The following is a 22,370-nucleotide window of genomic DNA, read 5'->3' as shown; positions in this document are numbered from 1 at the left end:
CTCGTATGTTTTCGCCCCCAACCCCCTGAAGGGGGCTTCTTCTAACTCCTTTAGGGTCGGGATAGCCCCCTTCAGGGGGTTGGAGGTATTTTTTTTAAAATCCTACGCTCAACCCAAACGTAACGACCCGCGCCTGTGGCTGAGTCAGGTAATCGACGCCCAGCGACGGAATGCGACCTCCGCCCGTGTTCTGGCTTTCGGGGTCGAAACCGCTGTAATTCGTAATGGTAATCAGGTTCTGACCGCTTACGTACAACCGGGCGTTGCTCAAACCAGCGCGGTTAATGAGTGGCTGCGGCAGGTTATAGCTCAGCGTGATGTTGCGGAACCGCAGAAACGAACCGTCTTCGAGGTAGCGGCTCGATACGTCGGTAGGAGCCGCACCACTCAGCGAGTTTGAGCCGTACAGGGCTTTGGGTACGTTGGTGACATCGCCCGATTTACGCCAGCGGGTCAGCACTTCGGTGCTTTGATTGAGGTCTTCAATCATACCCGTCAATACGCCCCGCGTCATGTTATAGATGCTATTGCCATACGACCAGTTAATCACCGCGCTCAGCTCAAAACCTTTGTAGCTGAACGTGTTGGTAATACCGCCGATGTGCAGCGGTAGCGCGTTTCCAATCAGCACGCGGTCGTCGTTGCGCGAGATAAACCCATCGTTATTAACATCCTGAAACGAGGCTTCTCCCCCGCGTACTCCACGTTCGTAGAGGTCGGTAACGCGCCGGTCGGGGGTGTCAGGAATGCGCGGCACGTCTTCGTCGGTGGCATACACGCCGAAGAACCGGTAGCCGTAGAAATTACCGACCGACTCACCGATGCGGTAAATGCTGTAAGGGCCTTCAACGCCGTAAGCATCGGGCAGTTTGAAGATGAAATCGGACCCCAGCCGACCGTTGTTGGGCAGGGCCGTAATTCGGTTGCGGTTGAACGAGATGTTAAAATTGGTCGTCCATTTAAACGCGCCCGTCAGGTTGCGGGTGTTGAGCGTGAACTCAAGCCCCCGGTTTTCCATGGCCCCAATGTTGGCGTTGCCAATGCCACCAAAACCCGACGTCCAGGGCAGTTGCCGTTCAAAAATCAGGTCGGTGGTACGTTTCAGATAGGCTTCTGCCGTGAACGCGATGCGGTTGTTAAGCACCGACACGTCGACGCCTACGTTGGCCGCTGCGGTCGATTCCCAGCCGAGTTCGGGGTTCGGGATATTGGCTTGCCCAATGCCGGGGTTGCCATCGTAGTTGCGGCCAGTGCCGTAAAGGGCCAGTGCGGGATAGTCGCCACCCAGCCCTTCCTGATTGCCCGTAACGCCGTATCCTGCTCTGATTTTCAGGTCGTTGACAACCGAACTTCCTTTCAGGAATGGCTCTTCCGAGACACGCCAGCCTACCGACAAGGCCGGAAATACGCCGTAGCGTTTGTTGGCCCCGAACCGGCTGCTGCCATCGACCCGAAAACTGGCATCGGCCAGGTATTTGTCTTTGTAATTGTAGCTGGCCCGACCAAAATACGACAGCAAAGCCCACTCCGAGATGTTGTGAAGCGGAATATACGGGTCGGCAATGGCGATGGTTTTGATGATGTTCGAGCCAGCCGTTTGCCCGCCCGCCTGCAAGAAATTCGACTGCGACCGCTGAAACCCGAACCCGCCCAGCACCGACAGCGTATGATCGCCAAACTGCTTCCGGTAGGTCAGCGTATTATCGGTTACGTAGGTAAACTGGTCGGCGTCAACGGCTAAAGCTTCGGCGCGTCCGTTGCGGGCAATCACGTAGCTCGGCACGAACCGCTCCTGCCGGTCGTCGAGGTTATCGATGCCGAAGGTGGTTCGGAACGTCAGGTTATTCAGGATTCGGTACTCGGCATAGAGGTTGGCAATGACGCGCTTCTGATTGCTCTGGGCCAGAATATCATTGGCCAGCATCACCGGGTTTTCGTTCAGCAGCGGGTCGAGCGGGTAGGTGCCGTCGGGGTTACGCACGGGCAGGTTGGGGTTGCGCGTGAGCGCATTCGCCAAAATCGAAAAGCCGCTGAAATCGTTGGCAACGCGATTTTGGAGGGCATTGCTCAACAACGTACTGGTGCCGATTTTGAGCCGGTCAGTAGCCTGGTAATCGAGGTTGATGCGCAGGTTATACCGTTTGTAATCCTGACCAATTACCGTACCCTGTTGCCGAAAATAACCCAGCGATGCAAACGTGCTGACTTTGTCGTTGCCGCCTGCTACCGACAGATTGTAGTTACTGATGGGTGCCGTGCGGAAAATCTCGTCCTGCCAGTTGGTGTTGATGCCAGTGGGTTTTACCTCGCTGAACGGAAACTCGGTGAGCGGATTACGGCCCCGGTTGGTGAGCGATTCGCGTAGCAGTTCCACAAACTGATCGCCATTGAGCAGATCGAGTTTTTTGGTTACGCTCTGCACACCCGTGTAGGCGTCGAAGTTGAACCGTGCTTTACCCGAACGGCCCCGCTTGGTCGTAATCAGCACCACGCCGTTGCTGCCCCGTGCGCCGTAAATGGCGGCTGCGGCTGCATCTTTCAGGATGTCGATGCTTTCAATATCGTTCGGATTGATGTCAGCCAATGCCGATTGCCGCTGCCCGCCCGCGTCGAGCACCGTACCACCGAAGTTGTTGAGCGGCACGCCATCGACCACGTACAGAGGCCGGGTTTCGCCCAGCAACGAAGCTGTTCCCCGAATACGAATAAAGATTTCACCCGCCGGAGTACCGGAGTTCTGAACTACCTGAACACCAGCCGCTTTACCCTGTAAAAGCGCATCGGGACTGGTAACGGGCTGGTTCTGCAAATCGCGCGATTTCAACGACGTAATGGCACTGGTCAGGTCGCGCTGCTGGGCGGTGCCATAGCCCACTACCACCACTTCGTTGAGGGCGCGGGTGTCGGGGGCCAGATTCACATCGACTGCGTTGCGGTTGCCCACGGCCACTTCCTGCGACAGATACCCCACGAACGAAAATACGAGCGTACCACCCTGGTCAGGAATGTTCATCGAATACTGCCCATCGGCGTCGGTGGTGGTACCCCGGTTGGTGCCTTTCAGCGTGACACTCACACCGGGCAATGCCTGGCTATTGTCGGTAGCCGTAACGCGACCCGTAATGCGCCGGTCCTGCGGGGCCGGTTGATTGGTTGCGGCTACGGGACCATCGCGCAGAATAATCAGTTTGTCGCTAACGGCTTCGTAAGTCAGGTTGAGGGGCGTCAGCAGTTGAACGAGGGCTTGACTGAGATTATCGGCAACGGGCATAATCACGGCGGGTTTGCCATCGAGCAGGCGACTATCGTAGCCAAACCGGATGTTATAGCGGGTTTCCAGCCCTTTTAGCACCTGCCGGAGCGATTGGGTGCGCTGCGTTGCGGGCGCGTCGGGCAGCGTTTGCCGGGTGCGGTTATTTGCCAGTAGCAGTTGGGCCGAGCCGAACAGCGGCCAGCCGAGCAAAGACAGCAGCAATCCATACCGGATTAGCTGGTGATGTCGTGTACAGTTGCGTTTCATTGACGGATAGGAGTCTATTGATTGCGGGCTAATCGGATGGTATTTTTTTGTTTGGTAATCGACAGCGAGAACGCTTTTTCGAGGGCTTTGAGCAGCACGTCGAGGTTCGGGTCGGGCAGCGTGGCGGTCAGGCGTTGGGTGGCTAAGGTCGGGTCAGCAAACTCGACGGTGTAGCCGTAGTTATCCTGAATGACCTTAGCCACTTCGGCCAGTGGCGTATCATCGAACACTAATTCGCCCATAACCCAGGCAGAATGTTCGGCTACGTCAGCCCGGCTGTTAAGTGTTACTTCCTGTTTATCAGAAACTTCTACCAGATCACCAGGCAGCATGTCGAGCGTTCGGGCGGTTGTATTGCCAGCGTCGGCCAGTACGCTGAGCCGGATGCGCCCTTCGTTCAGCACCACTTTTACGCGCCGGTTGCGGGTCGATACGTTGAACTGCGTACCCAGCACGTCTACGGCTACGTTGTTCGCCAGCACGATGAACTTCACGGGCCGTCCGCTTCGCTGCTGCCTGCTGACCCGGAAAAAGGCTTCACCGTTCAGGATGACCTCCCGCCGACCGCTGCCCCAGTCGGGCGAAAGCACGAGCGTTGAATGCGCATTGAGCGTCACGACCGAACCGTCGGGTAGTTGCACGGTTCGCCGTTGCCCGTACTCAGTTTGGGTGAGCCGTTCGGAGGCCACTTTCAGGGTAGCGGGTTGGGGTGTTGTCGGGCCTGGCAGCGGTACCGACACTAAGGCAGGGCGTTGATTGACTGGCTGTTTTTCCTGATTTATGTACCAGTACAGTCCGCAGGTTGCGAGTAACGTAAGCACCGACGCAGCCGCTATCTGCCGAAAAGTGGTATTTCGCCACCAGCGCAGGGGCCTTACAGGCGTAACATCGGGGCTGCTATCGGCCACCGGCGTGCTGTTCTCACGTTCGAGTCGTTGCGTCAGCCGATCAATTTCGCGCTCAATAGCCTGTTTGGCAAGCTGGCGCGGACGGTACGCATCGAGGTGGCGAACCAGGTGTGCAGCCTCGTCAACGTCGGCAGCTCGTTCGGGGTGACGCGCCAGCCATTCGGTCCAGTGCTGTACGGCTACCGGGTCGGTTCGTCGCACAAACGCCCGAAACGACGCGTCGTCAGCCAGATCGCCGGGAGTGGTATACGGGTTCTCCATCCTGTTGTTTTTTGTACAGGACGAAGACCCGCTTGTTTTTTACCGGAATTTATACGAAAATTTTTAGAAAAAATAGTAACCCAGCCATCAGGCCGGCCAGCATAATCCACCGGGCAGGGGTCAGTTGCTGGCGCAACTGCTGTAAACCTTCGTGAACCAGATTGTAAACCGTCCGTTCTTTTACGCCCATCACGGCGGCTACGTCGGTATAGCTCATTTCATTGTAGTAGCGGAGGTAAACGGCTTCGCGCTGCCGACGCGACAACGACTCGAACGCCCGTTTGAGGTGCTGGGCCGACGTGCCGCCATCCAGTGCGGGTTCTTCGGGCATCGAGAAAGCAAGCACCGTTTCCGATTCGTCGGCATCAGGAAACGTGAGCAGCGGCACAAATCGCCGGTTGGCCCGCTGAGCGTCGGTAATCCGGTTGCGCAATGCAATCAACAAATACGCCTTCACCGATTGAATCTGGCCCCACTCGGCACGATGGTTCCAGAAGGCAACAAACACGTCCTGAATACAGTCTTTGGTCAGGTCTTCGTCATGATTGGTTAGCTTCAGACCGTAGTCGAACAGCGTGTTGTAGTGCTGCCGCATCAAATCGGCTACTTGTTCAGACGGAACAGACGAAGATAAGTGCATAGAGCGTTCAAGTCACCGACAGGCGTGCAGATTATATGATAAAAACAACAATCATCTATAAATCTACCGATACGGGGTTTGTTTTCGCAGGCCGATTGGGGTAAAGTATCGAAAGAGCGTTCTTATAGAAATCGATTGTCCGGTGGCTTTTCGGCCAACGCAGGTTCATAGCCTTTCTCCCAATGAAAAAAATCGTTACCAACCTCACGTTCTGGGTGCTTACGGCTATTACGGCTGGGGCTTTGCTGGGCCATTTTGCCCCCGATACCGCCGTTCGGATGGAGGTGCTGGGCAAAACATTTATCAGCATTGTCAAGCTGTTTATCAACCCCATTATTTTCCTGACCATTACGCTCGGCATCGTAGGCATGAGCGACCTCAAGAAAGTGGGGCGCGTGGGCGGCAAGGCCATTTTGTACTTTGAGATCGTAACCACGCTTGCCCTGTTGATTGGGATTCTGGTTGCCAACATCATCCGGCCCGGCGACGGCGTGGTGGCCAAACAAAGCAGTGCTGACATCTCGAAATACACCAAAGGCGCGGCTGAGTTTAGCTGGCTGAATTTTTTCTTGGACAACACCACCATTCAGGTATTGCTGCTGGCCATTGTGCTGGGCGTTGTGCTCAACCGGGTTTCGGCTAAAGACCAGATTGTAAGCTACTTATCGGTAGCCTCGAAGTGGGTGTTCAAAGGGCTGCATTTGGTGATGCTGTTCGCGCCCATCGGTGCGTTCGGCGGCATGGCGTTTACCATTGGCAAATATGGACTGGCAACGCTGCTGCCGCTGGGCAAGCTGATGATTACGGTTTACACCACAATGGCCCTGTTTATTTTCGGGGTGCTGTGGCTGATTCTGCGAACTTACCGGATTTCGTTGCTGCGGTTTCTGCGCTATATACGCGAGGAGTTGCTGATTGTGCTGGGTACGTCGTCGTCGGAAGCAGCCCTGCCGAGTTTAATGGAAAAGCTCGAACGGGCCGGGGTCAGCAAATCGGTAGTCGGGCTGGTGGTTCCGGCAGGTTATTCGTTCAACCTCGACGGCACAACCATCTACCTCTCGATGGCGACGTTATTTCTGGCACAGGTCTACGGCGTTGAGCTGACTATGAGTCAGTTACTAACTATTATTGGTATTCTGATGGTAACGTCGAAAGGGGCAGCGGGGGTAACGGGCAGCGGGTTCATTGTGCTGGCAAGCACGTTGCAGGCCATTCAGGTAATACCGCTCGAAGGGCTGGCCCTGCTGCTGGGCGTTGATCGGTTCATGTCGGAAGCCCGCAGCATCACCAACTTCATCGGCAACGGCGTAGCCACGCTCTGGTTAGCCAGCAACGAAGGCGAACTCGACCGCGCCAAACTGGAACACGCGTTTGCCAACGTACAGCAAACCGAAGACATTCAGCAGGATAATATCGATTACGTGCGCCGATGAGGTTAGTTTACCAATCGGATACCATCGGTTTCCAGTGTAATCCGGCGTTCTTTGTACAGTGTACCGATGGCTTTTTTAAACGTTTTCTTGCTCATTTCGAGCGTCTTGTAAATCTCGCCCGGTTCGCTGTAATCGGTCAGTGGCAAAAACCCATTTTCGGCTTTAAGCGTGGCTAAAATCCGCTGGGCATTCGGCTCAACGTTCTCGAAACCGGCGCGTTGCAGACTTACATCGATGCCGCCATCGTCGCGAACGCGCTTGATGTAGCCAATGGCCGGATCGCCGGGGCGCACTATCCGAAACATTTCGTTGGCGTAAATCAGCCCCTTGTAGCGGTTGTTGATAATTACGTTGAGGCCGAGGTCGGTGCGTTCATAAGCCAATAATTGAACCTCATCGCCTTCGTATAAATCCTGTACGTCGGGGTCTAAAAACTTACCTATTTTACTCGACGCTACAAGCCGGTTGGTAGTTTCGTCTAAATACACGAATACTACGTACCACTGCCCCACAGTCATGGGGCGGCTCTGTTCGCGGTGCGGCACGAGCAGGTCTTTTTCGAGTCCCCAGTCTAAAAACGCGCCTGCGTTCGTTACGGCCACAGCCTGCAATGTGGCAAACTCATCGCGCATCACGGCGGGCGTCAGGGTAGTAGCAATAGGCCGGTCTTCTGAATCGGTGTAAATAAATACGTCGATGTCGTCGTCGACGCGCAGGCCTTCAGGTATGTACTTATTCGGCAACAGCACATCGTCGTCGGGGTGGCCGTTGGGTTCGTTCAGGAAAAAGCCAACGCTGGTTTCGCGCAGAGCCGTAAGCGTGTTGATACGTCCTATTTCAATCATAACAGCGTAAAGGTCTGATTTTTTCGGGGTAAGTTCAGCTATTTTTTACTAACTATCACCATGTTGTAACCTATTTAGGTCTGATAATCAAGGCACTAAACAAAGGCTATCGCCGTTATAGACTTATCATCATCCAAGTACAGTTTTGCTTAAACGAGTTGGTTTATCCATTTTGCTTACTGCCCTGCGGCCTGTTGTTAGTGTAGCCGCCAGATTTATTCCTCCTCCAATTCCAGTTGCCGACCCAGCCAGCGTTGGCGCAGCAGCCCGACCTCTCGTGGCCCGGCCTGGATTGGCCCCGCCCGACGCTACCCGGCTTATGCCGCGAACGACCCTCACATCTGCTCTTACAGCCCCCGAATTGCCACTGCTGGCCGACGTTAATTTTTGCGGTGAATGTTTGCCAATCGACCAAACCGACGTGGTCAACCGCTGGAAGCACGTCTTCACCCTGTTTCGGCCCCACGCGGCTGATCTCGGCAACCTCCGCCAACGAGCGGAGGCTTTCTTTCCGATCATCGAGCCGATCATGGAAAAATACGACATTCCCGACGATTTCCGATATATCCCATTGGCTGAGAGCGGTTTACGTCCTAAAGCCGTATCGCGCATGGGTGCGGCTGGCTACTGGCAACTGATGCCCGGCACCGCCCGCGAACTCGGCCTGCGCGTGGGCGGGCGCGTTGATGAGCGGTTCAATGTGGTGAAAGCAACCGATGCCGCCTGTCGGTATCTGCGTCGGCTCTACGACGTGCTGGGGTCGTGGTCGCTGGTAGCGGCAGCGTATAACGTTGGGCCGGGCTACATCAAAAATCAACTGAAACGCCACGGTCATCGCGATTATTACCGCATGAACCTCCCCCGCGAAACCCGCTACTACCTGTTCCGGGTACTGGTCTACAAAGAGGTGCTGTCGCGCCCCAACGAATACGCATCGTTTCTGACCCCCGCCCCCGCCTGGCAATCGTAATAGTGATGAGTGATGAACGATGAGTGATGAGTATTTGTACGTCAGCCGCTCATCGTTCATCGCTCATCACTCATCACTTCCTTAAAACCCTGTTGGCAGATTGTAGTTATTAGCATAGATTCGCCCGGCCATTTGGCCTGCACTATGCTTAACGTTGAATGCAATCTGACACCAATTCTTCTGATTCGGCTTCGACCCGGCCCGTTCTGACCCGCCGACTCGACCGTTTTTTTCTCAACTTAGCCGACGTATCGGCGTTTATGGGCCGCTTCTTTCGCGAAGCGGTGCTGCCTCCTTACGAGTTCAAGGAGATTATTCGGCAGTGTTACGAAGTCGGCTATCGGTCGCTGCTGCTGATTTCAACCACGGGTTTTATCACCGGCATCGTTTTTACGAACCAATCGCGCCCCTCGCTGAGCGAGTTTGGTGCTACGTCGTGGCTTCCTTCGCTGATTGCCATCGCGGTTGTGCGGGCATTGGGCCCGCTCGTTACGGCTCTGATTGCTGCCGGGAAAGTGGGATCGAGTATCGGAGCTGAAATCGGTTCGATGAACGTAACCGAACAGATCGACGCGATGGAGGTTTCGGGTACAAATCCGTTTAAATTTTTGGTCGTAACGCGGGTACTGGCAACCACCATTACCATCCCGATTCTGACGATGTACACCACGTTTATTGCACTCATGGGCGCGTACATCAACGTAAATCAGAACGAAGAGACCAGTTTCACGACGTTCATTCAGGAAGTGTTCGGAGCACTTACCTATTTGGATATTTTCTCAGCTATTATCAAATCGACGGTCTTTGGCTTTACTATCGGGATGGTAGGCTGTTATAAGGGCTACCATTCGTCGAAAGGCACCGAAGGCGTAGGCAAAGCCGCCAATGCCTCGGTCGTAACGGCCATGTTTTTAGTATTTATCGAAGAACTGCTGTCGCTACAGATTGCCAATGCGATCCGGGGAAACTAAACATTGAATGATAGAATGGTTGAATGATAGAATGATTGAATGTATGGTCTCCGCCCATCCTATCATTCAACCATTCTATCATTCAACCATTCAACCATCCAACCATTCAACCATCCAACCATCCAACCATTCAACTATGAAAGACGCCATTATCTCTATCCGCAACCTGCGCAAATCATTTGGCGACCTGCACGTGCTGCGGGGCGTTGACCTCGACGTATATCGGGGCGAAAACGTGGTGGTGCTGGGGCGGTCTGGAACAGGGAAGTCGGTGCTGATTAAAATTATTGTAGGCCTGCTCAAACCCGATAGCGGGCGCGTAAACGTGCTGGGGCAGGAAGTAGAGGAACTGAGCGGCAAAGCATTAGACGCGTTTCGGCTGAAAGTTGGGTTCTCGTTCCAGAACAGCGCGTTGTACGATAGCATGAGCATTCGTGAGAACCTGGAGTTTCCGCTCGTTCGCAATGTGCGCAACCTGAGCCGGGCCGACATTAACCGCGCCGTTGAAGAAGCCTTAGACGACGTGGGCCTGTCGCAGACCATCAACCAAATGCCGTCGGAGCTATCGGGCGGGCAGCGCAAACGCATCGGTATTGCCCGCACGCTGATTCTGAAACCCGAAATTATGCTCTACGATGAACCCACTGCCGGGCTTGACCCCATCACGAGTATCGACATCAATAACCTGATCAATGAAGTGCGCGAACGCTACCGGGCAACCTCCATCGTAATCACGCACGACCTCACCTGCGCCAAAACCGTAGGCGACCGCGTGGCAATGCTGCTCGATGGCAAATTCGAGCGCGTCGGCACGTTCGAGGAAGTTTTTGCCGACCCCGACGAGCGCGTACAGCAGTTTTACAATTACAACTTTGTCAATTAAACACATTATGTGTGAAATGGCTATAGCACAGAGATTCACTAAGAAAAAGGAGATACTCAGAGAAAGATTTTAAGAAAATCTCCGTGTATCTTCTTTCTCTCAGCGCATCTCTGTGTAACAATGGTCTCACGCAATTTACACAGCAAGCGGAACAGTAAACAAACAGAAGCATGTCAACCGAATCAAATAAACGAACGGTCACTGTCGGAATTTTTGTCGCTTTGGGTATCCTGATTTTCATTGCAGGCGTGTTCGTGCTGGGCGGTCAGCAGAAGCGATTTACCCGGAGCATCAAAGTAATCGCCGTTTTCAACGACGTGGGTGGTCTGAAAGTGGGCAACAACGTCTGGTTTTCGGGCGTGAAAATCGGCAATATCAAGCGTATTCATTTTCTGAGTCCGTCGCAGATAGAAGTCGATATGAACATCGAGGAAAATGCGACCGAGTTTATCCGAAAAGACGCCAATGCCACTATTGGCTCCGACGGGCTGATTGGCAATAAGATTGTCCAGATTTTTGGCGGCACCACCAAAGCCGCTCCCATTGAAGACGGCGACCGGCTAAAAACCATTGGTGCCGTAAGCTCCGACAAACTGCTCGAAACGCTTCAGGAGAATAGTAATAACCTGCTGAAAGTCACGAACGACGTGAAAGAGCTGGTAGGCAACATCAAGCGCGGCAAAGGCACGGTTGGGGCCGTTATGACCGACTCGGTGCTGGCCGACCGTTTCCGTAATACATTAACGAACCTGAACCGGGCATCGGAAAATACGGTGCAACTGACCCGCACGGTTTCGCAGTTTGCCAGTAACTTAAACAACAAAGGCACCCTGGCGAATGAGTTAGTGACCGATACAACGGTCTTTCGGCGGTTGAGCCGGTCGGTGGGTCAGTTTGAGAACGCGGCCAACTCTGCCAATCAGGCGGTGTCGAACCTGAACCAGACGTCGCAGAATATTAACCGGGCATCGGAGAAGCTCAACAACGCCAACAGTCCGCTGGGCGTACTGCTCACGGATGAAGAAACGGCGGGCAATCTCCGCAGCACGCTCCGCAACCTGAACCGGGGCAGCCAACTGCTGAATGAAGACCTGAGAGCGGCTCAAAACAATTTCCTGCTGCGTGGCTACTTCCGCAAACAGGCCAAAGAAGCCGAAAAACGAAAAGCTGATAGTACGGCAGCGGCAAACGGGAAACTATAAAAGCCCCGCCAATCGATGCGATTAGCGGGGCCGGGTAGGAAGTAGCGGGCTCGAACCGCTGACCTCTGCTCTGTCAAAGCAGCGCTCTGAACCAACTGAGCTAACCTCCTTTACAGTGAACAGCCAAGAGCGAACAGTCAACAGTTGTTCACGCATTGGTTTGCAAACATACTACACGATGCCTTCGGTTTGCAAGCGGGTGGCATAGATTTTTTGCGACGGAATGCGCCAGAGCAACAAAAACCCCACGACGAAGAAGCCCAGCAGGGCCAGCACCGAATTGCGCATGCTGCCGGTCAGTTGCTCGATCAGGCCGTAAGCCAGCGTACCGAAAACAATAGATAATTTCTCCGTTACGTCGTAGAAACTAAAATACGACGCCGTGTCGTGGGTGGCAGGAATCAGCTTGGCGTAGGTCGACCGCGACAGCGATTGAATGCCCCCCATCACCAACCCGACTACGCCCGCCAGTACGAAAAACTGCGATTCGGTACGGATGGCGTAAGCACCGGCACAGATGCCAATCCAGATAACCACCGCCACCATCAGCGCGTAGGTATTACCCACCCGCTCCGACAGCCGCGAGAAGCCATAAGCCCCCGGAATGGCGACCAACTGCAACAGCAACACCAGCACAATCAGGCTTGAGCCACTCATTTTCAACTCATCGGAGCCGAAAATCGTAGCCACGTACATGACCGTCTGCACGCCCATGCTATACACGAAAAACGAGACCAAAAACCGCCTGATGAGCGTTTGTTGCTTCACCTCAGCCCATACCTGCCGCAGTTCGCGAAAGCCATTGAGCAGGTAACGGAGTCGCCCGTCGGCGGGTGGGCCGGGCGTGGTAGCAGGCCGAACCGGGTTGGGCAGGCGATTGAACGGAATCTGAGCGAATCCGGCCCACCACAAGCCTACCGTCAGAAAGGCAAGGCGCGAAGCCAGCCCTTCGGAAATATTGCCAAACCACTCCCGCTTTAGAATCACTACTAAGTTCAGGATCATCAGCAACACGCTGCCAACATAGCCCATCGAGTAGCCCCGTGCGCTCACCCGGTCGAACTGATCTTCGGTGGCAATATCGGGCAGATACGAATTGTAAAAAACGATGCTGCCGCTCCAGCCAATCAGGCTGAGCCAGAAGCAGATAACAGCAACCGTGGTGGTGTCGCGGGTGAAGAAAACCAGCAGGCTGCAACTCACGGCACCGAGGTAGCAAAACGCTTTCATAAACGCCTTTTTGCGACCGCTGTAGTCGGCAATGGCCGTACAGATAGGCGACAGCAGGGCGGTAAACAGGAAAGCCGCCGATATGGTGTAGGAAAACAGTACTGAATTTTTAATCTGAAAACCCAGAAAACGTATCACCGGCCCACCCGCTTCATTAAGGGCCGTTGCCGAGAAATAAACCGGAAAAATGCTGGATACAATAACGAGGGCGTGTACCGAATTAGCCCAGTCATAAAACGCCCAGGCACTAAGAATGCGGGGATTATTTTTCACGTTTTGTTACAGCACCGGGTCAAATTCCAGATTAATGTCCGTGGCTTTGCCATCGACGGGAGCGTTCTGCCGCAATATAAGCCGGGAGCGTGAAAGCTGCACGATAGGAAAATTACCTTTAAAGCCTGTCACGTCTACGTCTATCGACTGATTATCAGCCGCGAGTTTCCAGGTGCCGCCGTTAATGATCTGATTCGACTGGTTTGGGTCGAGCGCACTCACCCGCCCATCGGCCCGGAACTGCATTTTCAGCTCGAATAGTATCTGCGTCGCGATGTTCAGCCGGTTGCGGTTGATAGTCTGCCCGTCTACCGTAGTTACGCGGGACGTCTGCCAGTTGTTGGCAACCAGCAGTTCGGTCTGCGAGGCCGCTGACGGCGTGGCCGGGTCATCTTTTTTGCAGGCCGTCAGGCTCGCCAGAGCGACAAACAAAAGCAGGAGTGTTTTGGAAAAGCGCGTTTTCATAGGTATGTAAAGCCGAAGCACTGACGCCGGCAGATAACGAATAGACTACAGCCGATGTGCTGACTTCGGCACTACAGCCCCTAAAATTCCGTACTTTTGGCGAAAAAACAAGCCATGCGCGTTCGACTCGGCTATTCTCTTACGTTATGGATACATGTTTGGTTCATCGGTCAGCAACCACTGATTGCACAAAGTCAGTGCGCCGACCGGCTGACCTTCACACCGGTAAGTCAGTCGAACCGGATTGAGTGGGATAAATTTCCGGCATTTACGCTACCCTTCCCGGTCGTATATGCAGGGCCGCGCTTCGGCGATACGCAGGCCCGACCACTCCGGCATGGCTTCAGTCATATCGAGTCGGTAGCCGACGCCGAAGCGGGATCAGTGGTGCAGCCGGGGCAGCGGTCTATCACCTATTATGGCATTGCTACGGGGCTTAATCAACCCTGGGAACTCATCGACAGCCCGTGGGCCAACGACCTCACGGCATACCGGGCCAAGTGGGAACAATGGCTGGCAGGCGTATCGGGCGGACGCCGGAACGCTGCCGGTAAATACATCATTCCGGCCAGTCGGCTTACTATCGATGTTGAGCGCATTGCCGAAACCGACAGCCGGATTTTACGGCTTAAGCAAGACAACCGCGTACCGGCCCAATTCCGCCAACTACCTGACAGTGAGTTTGTTTTAACCTATAAAAAAGCCATCCGCAACCTGTATGCCGAAGCCCTCGGCTACATCCGCCGAAACGCCGACCTGACAGGCGTTGTGGTCAGCAGCTACGCCGATACGCCCATTCTGAACAATTACTTGAACGTGATTGGCAATACGTGGGCCGACTGGACAACGAACCTCAACCGGGTGAATTATTTAGTAAAAGATTCTACCGAACGTGCGGTGGGCGGTCCGTTCTACACGCAGTTGGACGCGCTTTCGCCGTCGGCTTATTACTATTACGATTATCCGAACCAACTGGCGCAGGATTATCTGGCGTATCTGTTGTTTCAGGTTGAAGCCAACCGGGCGTGGAGCAATAAGCCGGTGGTGCCGTGGGTCTGGATGCGGTATCACAACAGTACTCCGTTCTATCCGCGTATGGTGCAGCCGTTTATGGCCGAAGCCACCGCTATTTTCCCGTTTTTTTCAGGTGCCGCCGGGTTGTGGCTTTGGGAGAATCCGAGCGTAGAGACCACCAATACCGACAATTACGCAGCCTACGAGCATTTTATTCACGGCCTGTATCGGCTGTCGCGCTTTTCAGACATGTTTCAGGGCAGTTACGAACGCGTGATCGAAACGCCCGCCCGCGACCTGATGGACAAACGGGCACCTGTTTGGCGGGGCGTTGTGAAAAATAACGCAATTCTCATTGCAGCCCAGAACCCCTACGCTGCCGATGGAGCCAGAACAAGCCTGACCGTGCGCTATAAAAACGCCTGGCAACGTACTATCGAACTGACAGGCCGCGAGGTCTATCTGTGTAAATTCGATATGGGCACCGTTACAGCTATTGAACCTACCCAGCCCGACATAGAGGTATTTCCCAATCCGGCTGTTTCTGAACTAACGATACGATTCGGCCAAACACCAGCGACCGATACGGAGTTGGTACTACAGAATACTGCCGGACGTACCGTAGCGCAGAAAATAGCCCACACTTCAGCCGAAACGCTGAATGTGGCTGGCCTGCCCGCTGGTCTGTACCTGCTTCGCGTAACAAACGAACAGGGTAGCCAAACCCGTAAGGTTGTCATTGCGCGGTGAGTTTTTCATTCTGGCTCGTAGTCAGCAGTCGTACATCGTAATTCGTAAGTTAGCCGTGCCGAATCAACTCATCAACGAGACCAGCCCTTATTTGCTGCAACACGCCCACAACCCCGTCGAGTGGTATCCATGGGGCGAAGAAGCACTCAGCCGCGCCCGCGACGAAGACAAGCCGATTATAGTCAGCATTGGCTATTCGGCCTGCCATTGGTGCCATGTCATGGAACGCGAATCGTTCGAGAAAGACAGTGTGGCGCGGGTCATGAATGAACATTTCGTCTGTATCAAAGTAGACCGCGAAGAACGGCCCGACGTCGATGCTATTTATATGGATGCCGTACAGGCGATGGGCGTGCGGGGCGGCTGGCCGCTCAATGTATTTCTGATGCCCGACGCCAAACCGTTTTACGGTGTTACCTACCTCCCACCCCAGAACTGGGTGAACCTGCTGGGCAGCATCCGCGACGCTTTCGCCGATCACCGCGCCGACCTCGCGCAGTCGGCAGAGGGGTTTGCTACCGAGTTGAATTTGTCGGACACTGAACGCTACGGGCTGAAACAAGCCGATCCGCTGTTTGCCCCCGAAACGCTCGAAACGCTGTACCGAAAAGTAGCCGTAAAAGTCGACGACGAGAAGGGCGGTATGCGCCGTTCGCCCAAGTTTCCGATGCCCAGCATCTGGCGGTTTCTGCTGCGGTATTACGATGTAACGGGTAATGAAAGCACCCTGCGCCAGGTAACGCATACCCTCGACCGCATGGCCCTCGGCGGCATCTACGACCAACTGGGGGGCGGTTTTGCCCGCTACTCGACAGACGATGAGTGGTTTGCACCCCACTTTGAAAAGATGCTGTACGATAACGGCCAGTTGCTCTCGCTCTACGCCGAAGCCTACAGCCTGACCAAACGTCCGCTCTACAAACACGTTGTTTACCAGACTATTGCCTTTGCCCAGCGCGAACTGCTCAGCCACGAAGGTGGCTTCTATTCGGCCCTCGATGCCGACAGCGAAGGCGTTGAAGGCAAGTTTTACACGTTTACGACGCCTGAGTTGAGCGAGGTGTTGGGCGACGATTATGACTGGTTCGCCGAGTTGCATCACCTGACCGAAGCGGGTAACTGGGAACACCGTAACATACTGCACCGCACCCAAACCAACGAAGCGTTTGCCGACCGCATGGGCTGGTCGCCGGGTGAGCTAACCGAAAAGCTCGACAAAACATACGCCCGGCTGATGGCCGTTCGGAATACGCGCATCCGGCCCGGCTTAGACGACAAGATTTTGTGTTCGTGGAACGGTCTGATGCTGAAAGGATTAGTTACGGCCTACCGCGTTTTTGGCGAACCAGAGTTTCTAACGCTGGCCCTGCGACTGGCCTACTTCCTGCTCAAACACATGCGCGACACCCGCAACGGGCGGCTTTGGCATACTTATAAACAGGGCCGGGCCAGACAAGCGGGTTTCTTAGACGATTACGCGGCTGTCATCGACGGATTGCTGGCTCTATATCAGGCCACGTTTACCGAAAGCTGGCTCACCGAAGCCGACCAACTGATGCAGTACGTGCTGACGAATTTTGCCGACCCCAACGACGACCTGCTGTTTTTTACCGACAAAAACGGTGAAGAACTCATTGCCCGGCGTAAAGAACTATTCGACAACGTTATTCCATCATCGAACTCGATGATGGCCGAAAATCTGTTCACACTCAGCCTGTTGCTCGACCGCCCCACCTACGCCGAACGCGCCGACCGGATGCTGGGACGCGTGCAGCCGCTGGTACAGCAAAACGCCGATTACCTGACCAACTGGGCCGCGCAGTTCGCGCTTCGCACCTACCCAACCGCCGAAATCGCCCTTGTTGGTCCCGACGCCGACGCCTTCCGGGCTGACATCGATGCGGAGTTTTTCCCGAACAAAGTGCTAAGTGGCACTACCGACCAAAGTACCCTGCCGTTGCTACAACAGCGCGGACCAATCGACGGTAAAACCGCTATTTACGTGTGCTACAACCGCGCCTGTCAGTTGCCCGTTATGCGTGTGGCCGAGATGTGGCAATTAGTGAAGTAAAAAGACAGGTGCTATAGACTTTTCCGTTAAAAAAATAGAGCAGCATAGTACTTGCCAGAAAATTATAGTTTAGCGGAGAATATTCTCTTTCTGCATACGGTAATGTGCGATCTATGAAAAAGCTCTTCCCATTTTTTTTGCTGCTCCTTGGACTGTCAACCACCGTGTTAGCCCAGCCGAACCGGTCGCTTACTGAAACGACAAACCAGTTTCTGGCTACGCTCAGTGCCGACGAACGGACCAAAACGCAGTATGCCTTCACCGATTCGCTACGCTACAAGTGGACCAACCTGCCCGTTGGCATGGTGCCGCGACCGGGTATTCAGTATGGTTCGCTGACCGATAAAAGCCGACTGGCGTTTCACCGGGTGCTGTCGGCCATGCTCAGTTCGCAGGGGTATCTGAAAACCACCAGCATCATGCAGTTAGACGACATTCTGAACACCCTCTACCAGCAGGCGTTTGACCGGGGCGAGATAGACCAGCGAACGCTTACGATGATGCAGGGGTTGAAATGGGCGCATGGCAATTACTACGTATCAGTCTGGGGACAGCCCCGCGCCGACCAACCCTGGGGTTTGAACTTCGGTGGGCATCACCTGGCCCTGAGCCTGACCACCGACGGCAAAAACGTCTCGATGTCGCCCTATTTCATTGGCACTGATCCCTCTGAGGTGAAGGTGGGAAAATATGCAGGGCTACGGGTGCTGAGCAAGGAAGAAGACTACGGTTTTATGCTCATCAACGCCCTCACCGAGAAACAGCGGGCCACCGCCGTGCTGAAACAGGACGTACCAAAAGACATTATTACCAGCCCCCAGGGAAGTCAGCGTATCACGAGTTACTACGGCATTCCGGCGTCGCAGATGGACGAAGGGCAGCGCGTGCTGCTGCAAGTGCTGATTCAGGAATACACCCACAATTTCGAGCATCAGAAAGCGCATCAGCTTTTCGACAAAATCCTGAAATCGGGTCTCGACAAGGTGCATTTCGCCTGGGTGGGCGCATTAGACAACAACAAGCCGCACTACTACATCATCAACGGTCCCGATTTCCTGATTGAATACGATAACGTTGGTTTTCAGAACGATGGCAACCACATTCACGCCATTCTACGCGAGAAAGAGCAGGACTTCGGAGCCGATTTGCTGAAGCAGCACTATCTGCAAACCCATAAGTAACGTAGTATGATGGGCACCATGATGATAGCCACCCTGTGCGGGTTGCTGGCTATGGCTGTTTATTGTTTCTGGCTACTATACGTTTATCGCGCCCTCGAACCACGACTACGACATTGGCTTGAGCATCAGTACAATGTCGAGATTGCAATGACAGAACGGGGCTGGATAGTCAAGTCCGGCAATGCCGGTTGGTTGATACGCGTATGGATAACGTTGTTGAGCTTCTTCGTTTTCGTATTGCTTACGTTAATCCCGTTCATTGCACTAACAGGCGGTTGGTTTTGGGTATTCAACGATGCAGAATAACATGACAATGGAACCAAATCCATCATTCCCAGACAACGTCAGGGTCGTAGACGCAAAGCGGAACGTGAAGCGGTCAATGGTTGATGCGGTTGTCATGTTGGTCGCCATGACGCTTGTACTATACCTTATTTTCTTTCAGGGAAGAAGACTTTACCTATTTCTGGATCAGAAATGGCCATTGGGCGGCCTGATAGCGTATGCGCTGGCGTTTCTGTTGATCGTTTTACTGGGATTGGGGACGTGGCTATACGTGTACGACAAGATACGGGACATGTTTCTGGTACGACAACTTAACCAACGCGGCATAAGCGGCACTGCCGTTGTGGTTGGGCATGAAAAAGATGCGCGTGGCGAAGAGGACCAGTATTACGTTTTTTACCAGTTCAGCCCTGATTTCGTTGTCAAATACCAGGACGAAACAAAGACTAAAAGCTGGTATAATCTTCCGAAAGGCACCTCACTGAGCATTGTATTTCTTGAACAAAAACCAGAGGTGAATAAGCTACTCGAATTGGCTTGACTGCTGTTTGCCACTAACCTTAACGCTTTATGTCGCTCTCATCGACTATAGCCGGAAAGGATTGGTAGACAGTAGCCCGAAACTGCACTGGCGCGTTCGGGGCGAAGCAAGCTGGCAGGAAATTCCATTGAACCAATTAGCGCGGGCGATGTGCTTACCGGGTCGAAGAAGCAAATTCCCTTACATAACCCGGCCTGAATTTTCGCTCACAAACGCGCCCCAGGCCCCTTTCCTGTTCTTTTTGCCGGGCGCAACGGGCAGGGCGTTCTCGTGGAAATGGTGGCAGACGGCAATGGCAAGCGCGTCGGTAGCGTCGAAGAATTGCGGGTTGAGGTCTTCTTTCAGCAGATGACCTACCATGTGCGATACCTGATCTTTGCTGGCGTTGCCGTTGCCCGTTACCGACTGCTTGATGCGCCGGGGAGCATATTCCACGATTGGGATATTGCGCGACAGGGCAGCGGCCATCACTACGCCCTGCGCCCGGCCCAATTTCAGCATGGCCTGCACGTTTTTTCCGAAAAATGGGTCTTCAATCGCCATCTCGTCGGGGTGATGCTCGTCAATCAGCCGCAGAATGGTATCATACAGTTTCTGTAGCTTCAGTTGGTAGGTGCTATATTTGCTCAACTGAACCACGCCGTACTGAATCATTTTCATAACGCCCCCCTGCACCGAGATGATGCCGTAACCCGCCACCTGCGTACCAGGATCGACGCCCAGTATAATTTTTTCCGGTGCTGTAGCAACTGATTTGGGAACGATAAGCATAATGGGTCAGTGAGGCTTTTCACAAAGTAACGTCTTCTTATACGTTTTGTCGCTCTCTCCAGCAAAAAAAATCGGTTTCTGGCTGAAAATCGCCGTTTTCGCCGGGATGTTCGCCTACATCGGCCACGTGCTGCGGCAACAGCCGTTCAACTGGACACTGGTGCGGCAGCAGTGGCAAACCGTACCCAATCCGGGACGCTGGGCTGCGGGGCTGGTAGTGCTCATCCCCGTCAACTGGGGGTTCGAGGCCCTGAAGTGGCAAATTCTGCTCCAGCGTATTGAAAAGACGTCGTTCTGGGATGCCTATCGGGGCGTTTTGGCAGGCGTATCGCTGGGCTTTGCTCTACCGGCGCAATTGGGCGATACCGCTGGTCGGGTGCTGTCGCTGCGGTCGGGCGAACGGGGGGCGGCCATTGGTGCGTCGCTCGTATCGGGCGGAATGCAGTTTTATGTCGCGCTGGTGTTTGGAGCCGTAGCCTGGGCGCATTACCTCGTGCAGGTCCCCAAACGTGACACGCCCACCGGACGGTGGCTACTGGTGTTATTGGTCGGCCTGTCGGCGGCAGGTGTGCTGTTCGGATTGGTGCGGCAACGGCTGGTACGCTGGCTTGAAACCCGTTCGGGTCTGCGTCGGTATGCCAACTACTGGAATGTAGCTGGTTTATACGATGATTATGAAATTGGACTGGCTCTTGGTGCGGCCACCGCGCGGTACATGATTTTTTCGACGCAGTTTTACCTCGCTCTGCGCTTAGTCGGCGTAAGTTTGCCAAACGATGTCTCGGCGTCGGGGATTGGGCTGGTATTTTTAGCGAAAACGATTACGCCTGCGTTTAACCTGCTCAGCGATCTGGGCGTTCGGGAAGCGGCTTCGCTGTGGGTGTTCGCTCCATTCGGCGTGCCTGCGCCAGTGCTGATTACCGCCACGCTAACACTCTGGACAGCCAATCTGCTTACGCCCGTATTGGTCGGATTGGTTTGGGTGTGGCAAATCAAATTACGATGATAATCTTACTGCTTCTTGCCACTTCGTATGCCGTTTTCACCCTGGCCCTTTGGTTGACATGGCTGCGAATGCCTGCGTCTGAACAGAGTGCGCTACCCGCCACCGGCCCGCGCCTGAGCGTGGTGGTGCCCGTGCGGAACGAAGCACCCAACATCGGCCTGTTGCTGAACGACCTGAGCCACCAGACATACCGCAATTTTGAGGTCATTGTGGCCGACGATGCTTCTACGGACAACACGCGTTCTGTTGTTGAGCAATATACTCAGATGGCCTCCTACCCTATCTGTCTGCTGCCCCTCGCCGACGAACAAACGGCATCGCCCAAAAAACGCGCCATTACGCAAAGCATCGCCCAGGCCACGGGCGATCTGATCCTGACTACCGATGGCGACTGTCGGGTGGGGCCGAACTGGCTGGCGTCGTATGCGGCTCAGTATCAGCACACAGGCGCAAAAATGCTGTTTGGACCCGTTACCTTTACAACCGAACGAACAATTTTCGACTCCTTGCAGATAGTTGAGTTTTCGAGCCTGATTGGGTCGGGAGCCTGTACGCTGGCGTGGGGTCGGCCAACGATGTGCAACGGGGCGAACCTTTGTTACGTAAAGAAAGTATTTACGGCTGTTGGCGGCTTTGCGGGCGTCGATCATTTAGCCTCGGGCGACGATGAGTTTCTGATGCACAAAATTGCAAACCAGTATCCGGGTGGGGTTCATTTTTTAAAGAGTCAGGCGGCCATTGTACAAACTGGGCCGCACCAGTCGTGGCGGGCGTTTTATCAGCAACGCAAACGCTGGGCCAGCAAGTGGCGGGCGTATGGCACTGTCTGGCCTACACTGCTGGCTATGCTGGTTTTTGCCTGGAACCTGACGCCGGTGCTGGCCGCTGGTGGCTGGTTACTCGGATTTTTAAACGGAAAAGCTGCTTTAGTCGTTATTGGGCTGAAGGTCGTTCCAGAGTTTTTGTTTTTACGACAGGTTCTTGTTTTTTTACAAAAAAAAACGTCAGTGGTCTTCATCCCGCTAACGCAGGTTATTTACCCTTTTTACGTGCTTTTCTTTGGGCTGGCTGCTCAGAAAAAAGGCTATCTGTGGAAAGGGCGGAAACTAAGTTAAATTAGTAAGCAGTCTACAGTAGGCAGTCGGCATGT

At 54.2% G+C, this 22,370-nt stretch carries 18 protein-coding genes and 1 tRNA gene; 11 read left to right on the top strand and 8 right to left on the bottom strand.

The features are described from left to right. Nucleotides 1-94: 94 nt before the first annotated feature. The 3 genes from AWR27_RS07075 to AWR27_RS07065 are packed head-to-tail and all read right to left on the bottom strand — an operon-like array spanning nucleotide 95 to nucleotide 5,329. A complete protein-coding gene (locus tag AWR27_RS07075) occupies nucleotides 95-3,520 on the bottom strand; it encodes a SusC/RagA family TonB-linked outer membrane protein (protein WP_083732772.1) in 3,426 nt (1,141 codons plus the stop codon). A 14-nt stretch (nucleotides 3,521-3,534) separates the two neighbouring features. Further along, nucleotides 3,535-4,689 (bottom strand): FecR family protein, encoded by a 1,155-nt coding sequence (locus AWR27_RS07070; protein WP_077130540.1) that lies wholly within the window; start codon nucleotides 4,687-4,689, stop codon nucleotides 3,535-3,537. A 49-nt stretch (nucleotides 4,690-4,738) separates the two neighbouring features. Continuing rightward, nucleotides 4,739-5,329: an RNA polymerase sigma factor gene (locus tag AWR27_RS07065; protein WP_083732771.1), complete on the bottom strand. Its 591-nt coding sequence runs from the start codon at nucleotides 5,327-5,329 to the stop codon at nucleotides 4,739-4,741. Between the two features lie 182 nt (nucleotides 5,330-5,511). Between AWR27_RS07065 and AWR27_RS07060 the strand changes: the two genes are divergently transcribed. Further along, nucleotides 5,512-6,762 carry a cation:dicarboxylate symporter family transporter gene (locus AWR27_RS07060; RefSeq protein ID WP_077130538.1) on the top strand — a complete coding sequence of 417 codons (1,251 nt, stop codon included), beginning with the start codon at nucleotides 5,512-5,514 and terminating at the stop codon, nucleotides 6,760-6,762. 2 nt (nucleotides 6,763-6,764) lie between these two features. On the opposite strand, the gene AWR27_RS07055 is transcribed toward AWR27_RS07060, so the two are convergent. After that, nucleotides 6,765-7,607 (bottom strand): CvfB family protein, encoded by an 843-nt coding sequence (locus AWR27_RS07055; protein ID WP_077130537.1) that lies wholly within the window; start codon nucleotides 7,605-7,607, stop codon nucleotides 6,765-6,767. Between the two features lie 172 nt (nucleotides 7,608-7,779). Between AWR27_RS07055 and AWR27_RS07050 the strand changes: the two genes are divergently transcribed. The 4 genes from AWR27_RS07050 to AWR27_RS07035 all read left to right on the top strand — a co-directional run bounded on the left by AWR27_RS07050 (nucleotide 7,780) and on the right by AWR27_RS07035 (nucleotide 11,633). Then, a complete protein-coding gene (locus AWR27_RS07050) occupies nucleotides 7,780-8,577 on the top strand; it encodes a lytic transglycosylase domain-containing protein (protein ID WP_232325998.1) in 798 nt (265 codons plus the stop codon). Nucleotides 8,578-8,735: 158 nt separating this feature from the next. Further along, on the top strand, nucleotides 8,736-9,548 hold the full coding sequence (locus AWR27_RS07045; protein WP_077130536.1) for an MlaE family ABC transporter permease: 813 nt from the start codon (nucleotides 8,736-8,738) through the stop codon (nucleotides 9,546-9,548). Nucleotides 9,549-9,684: 136 nt separating this feature from the next. Beyond that, the gene (locus AWR27_RS07040) at nucleotides 9,685-10,431 is read left to right on the top strand and encodes an ABC transporter ATP-binding protein (RefSeq protein ID WP_077130535.1); all 747 of its coding nucleotides are present in this window, start codon (nucleotides 9,685-9,687) and stop codon (nucleotides 10,429-10,431) included. A gap of 170 nt (nucleotides 10,432-10,601) precedes the next feature. Then, nucleotides 10,602-11,633: an MlaD family protein gene (locus AWR27_RS07035; protein ID WP_077130534.1), complete on the top strand. Its 1,032-nt coding sequence runs from the start codon at nucleotides 10,602-10,604 to the stop codon at nucleotides 11,631-11,633. A 35-nt stretch (nucleotides 11,634-11,668) separates the two neighbouring features. Here AWR27_RS07035 and AWR27_RS07030 read toward each other — a convergent pair. The 3 genes from AWR27_RS07030 to AWR27_RS07020 form a co-directional block, all read right to left on the bottom strand. Next, nucleotides 11,669-11,743, bottom strand: a tRNA-Val gene (locus AWR27_RS07030). A gap of 61 nt (nucleotides 11,744-11,804) precedes the next feature. Next, nucleotides 11,805-13,136: an MFS transporter gene (locus AWR27_RS07025; RefSeq protein ID WP_077130533.1), complete on the bottom strand. Its 1,332-nt coding sequence runs from the start codon at nucleotides 13,134-13,136 to the stop codon at nucleotides 11,805-11,807. Between the two features lie 6 nt (nucleotides 13,137-13,142). Further along, complete coding sequence (locus tag AWR27_RS07020; protein ID WP_077130532.1) at nucleotides 13,143-13,601, bottom strand: hypothetical protein; 459 nt, start codon at nucleotides 13,599-13,601, stop codon at nucleotides 13,143-13,145. A 114-nt stretch (nucleotides 13,602-13,715) separates the two neighbouring features. On the opposite strand from AWR27_RS07020, the gene AWR27_RS07015 reads away from it, so the two are divergent. From AWR27_RS07015 to AWR27_RS06995, 4 genes are all read left to right on the top strand, one after another. Beyond that, nucleotides 13,716-15,365 (top strand): T9SS type A sorting domain-containing protein, encoded by a 1,650-nt coding sequence (locus AWR27_RS07015; RefSeq protein WP_077130531.1) that lies wholly within the window; start codon nucleotides 13,716-13,718, stop codon nucleotides 15,363-15,365. A 55-nt stretch (nucleotides 15,366-15,420) separates the two neighbouring features. Continuing rightward, nucleotides 15,421-17,436: a thioredoxin domain-containing protein gene (locus AWR27_RS07010; protein WP_077133849.1), complete on the top strand. Its 2,016-nt coding sequence runs from the start codon at nucleotides 15,421-15,423 to the stop codon at nucleotides 17,434-17,436. Between the two features lie 113 nt (nucleotides 17,437-17,549). Next, nucleotides 17,550-18,617, top strand: coding sequence for a DUF3500 domain-containing protein (locus AWR27_RS07005; protein WP_077130530.1), 1,068 nt, complete (start codon nucleotides 17,550-17,552; stop codon nucleotides 18,615-18,617). Between the two features lie 412 nt (nucleotides 18,618-19,029). Next, nucleotides 19,030-19,443, top strand: a complete 414-nt coding sequence (locus AWR27_RS06995) for a DUF3592 domain-containing protein (protein WP_157579166.1) — start codon at nucleotides 19,030-19,032, stop codon at nucleotides 19,441-19,443. A 180-nt stretch (nucleotides 19,444-19,623) separates the two neighbouring features. Here AWR27_RS06995 and ruvC read toward each other — a convergent pair whose 3' ends face one another. Further along, nucleotides 19,624-20,214: a crossover junction endodeoxyribonuclease RuvC gene (ruvC, locus tag AWR27_RS06990; RefSeq protein WP_077130527.1), complete on the bottom strand. Its 591-nt coding sequence runs from the start codon at nucleotides 20,212-20,214 to the stop codon at nucleotides 19,624-19,626. A 46-nt stretch (nucleotides 20,215-20,260) separates the two neighbouring features. Between ruvC and AWR27_RS06985 the strand changes: the two genes are divergently transcribed. Then, complete coding sequence (locus AWR27_RS06985; protein WP_077130526.1) at nucleotides 20,261-21,220, top strand: lysylphosphatidylglycerol synthase transmembrane domain-containing protein; 960 nt, start codon at nucleotides 20,261-20,263, stop codon at nucleotides 21,218-21,220. Then, nucleotides 21,217-22,335 carry a glycosyltransferase gene (locus tag AWR27_RS06980; RefSeq protein ID WP_198045103.1) on the top strand — a complete coding sequence of 373 codons (1,119 nt, stop codon included), beginning with the start codon at nucleotides 21,217-21,219 and terminating at the stop codon, nucleotides 22,333-22,335. Before AWR27_RS06985 ends, AWR27_RS06980 begins: the two co-directional genes overlap by 4 nt. Nucleotides 22,336-22,370: the final 35 nt, after the last annotated feature.

Origin of the sequence: Spirosoma montaniterrae (assembly GCF_001988955.1) — a bacterium.
GTDB lineage: Bacteria > Bacteroidota > Bacteroidia > Cytophagales > Spirosomataceae > Spirosoma > Spirosoma montaniterrae.
Note: the sequence above shows the minus strand (reverse complement) of the source record. Positions and strands in the feature narration are given on the sequence as shown.

Bases quoted from the DNA above. Each gene is read 5' to 3' on its own strand.
- AWR27_RS07075 (WP_083732772.1), bottom strand. From the start codon at position 3,520: ATGAAACGCAACTGTACACGACATCACCAGCTAATCCGGTATGGATTG.
- AWR27_RS07015 (WP_077130531.1), top strand. From the start codon at position 13,716: ATGCGCGTTCGACTCGGCTATTCTCTTACGTTATGGATACATGTTTGG.
- ruvC (WP_077130527.1), bottom strand. From the start codon at position 20,214: ATGCTTATCGTTCCCAAATCAGTTGCTACAGCACCGGAAAAAATTATA.
- AWR27_RS07035 (WP_077130534.1), top strand. From the start codon at position 10,602: ATGTCAACCGAATCAAATAAACGAACGGTCACTGTCGGAATTTTTGTC.
- AWR27_RS06995 (WP_157579166.1), top strand. From the start codon at position 19,030: ATGACGCTTGTACTATACCTTATTTTCTTTCAGGGAAGAAGACTTTAC.
- AWR27_RS07065 (WP_083732771.1), bottom strand. From the start codon at position 5,329: ATGCACTTATCTTCGTCTGTTCCGTCTGAACAAGTAGCCGATTTGATG.
- AWR27_RS07040 (WP_077130535.1), top strand. From the start codon at position 9,685: ATGAAAGACGCCATTATCTCTATCCGCAACCTGCGCAAATCATTTGGC.
- AWR27_RS07020 (WP_077130532.1), bottom strand. From the start codon at position 13,601: ATGAAAACGCGCTTTTCCAAAACACTCCTGCTTTTGTTTGTCGCTCTG.
- AWR27_RS07005 (WP_077130530.1), top strand. From the start codon at position 17,550: ATGAAAAAGCTCTTCCCATTTTTTTTGCTGCTCCTTGGACTGTCAACC.
- AWR27_RS07070 (WP_077130540.1), bottom strand. From the start codon at position 4,689: ATGGAGAACCCGTATACCACTCCCGGCGATCTGGCTGACGACGCGTCG.
- AWR27_RS07045 (WP_077130536.1), top strand. From the start codon at position 8,736: ATGCAATCTGACACCAATTCTTCTGATTCGGCTTCGACCCGGCCCGTT.
- AWR27_RS07060 (WP_077130538.1), top strand. From the start codon at position 5,512: ATGAAAAAAATCGTTACCAACCTCACGTTCTGGGTGCTTACGGCTATT.
- AWR27_RS07055 (WP_077130537.1), bottom strand. From the start codon at position 7,607: ATGATTGAAATAGGACGTATCAACACGCTTACGGCTCTGCGCGAAACC.
- AWR27_RS06980 (WP_198045103.1), top strand. From the start codon at position 21,217: ATGATAATCTTACTGCTTCTTGCCACTTCGTATGCCGTTTTCACCCTG.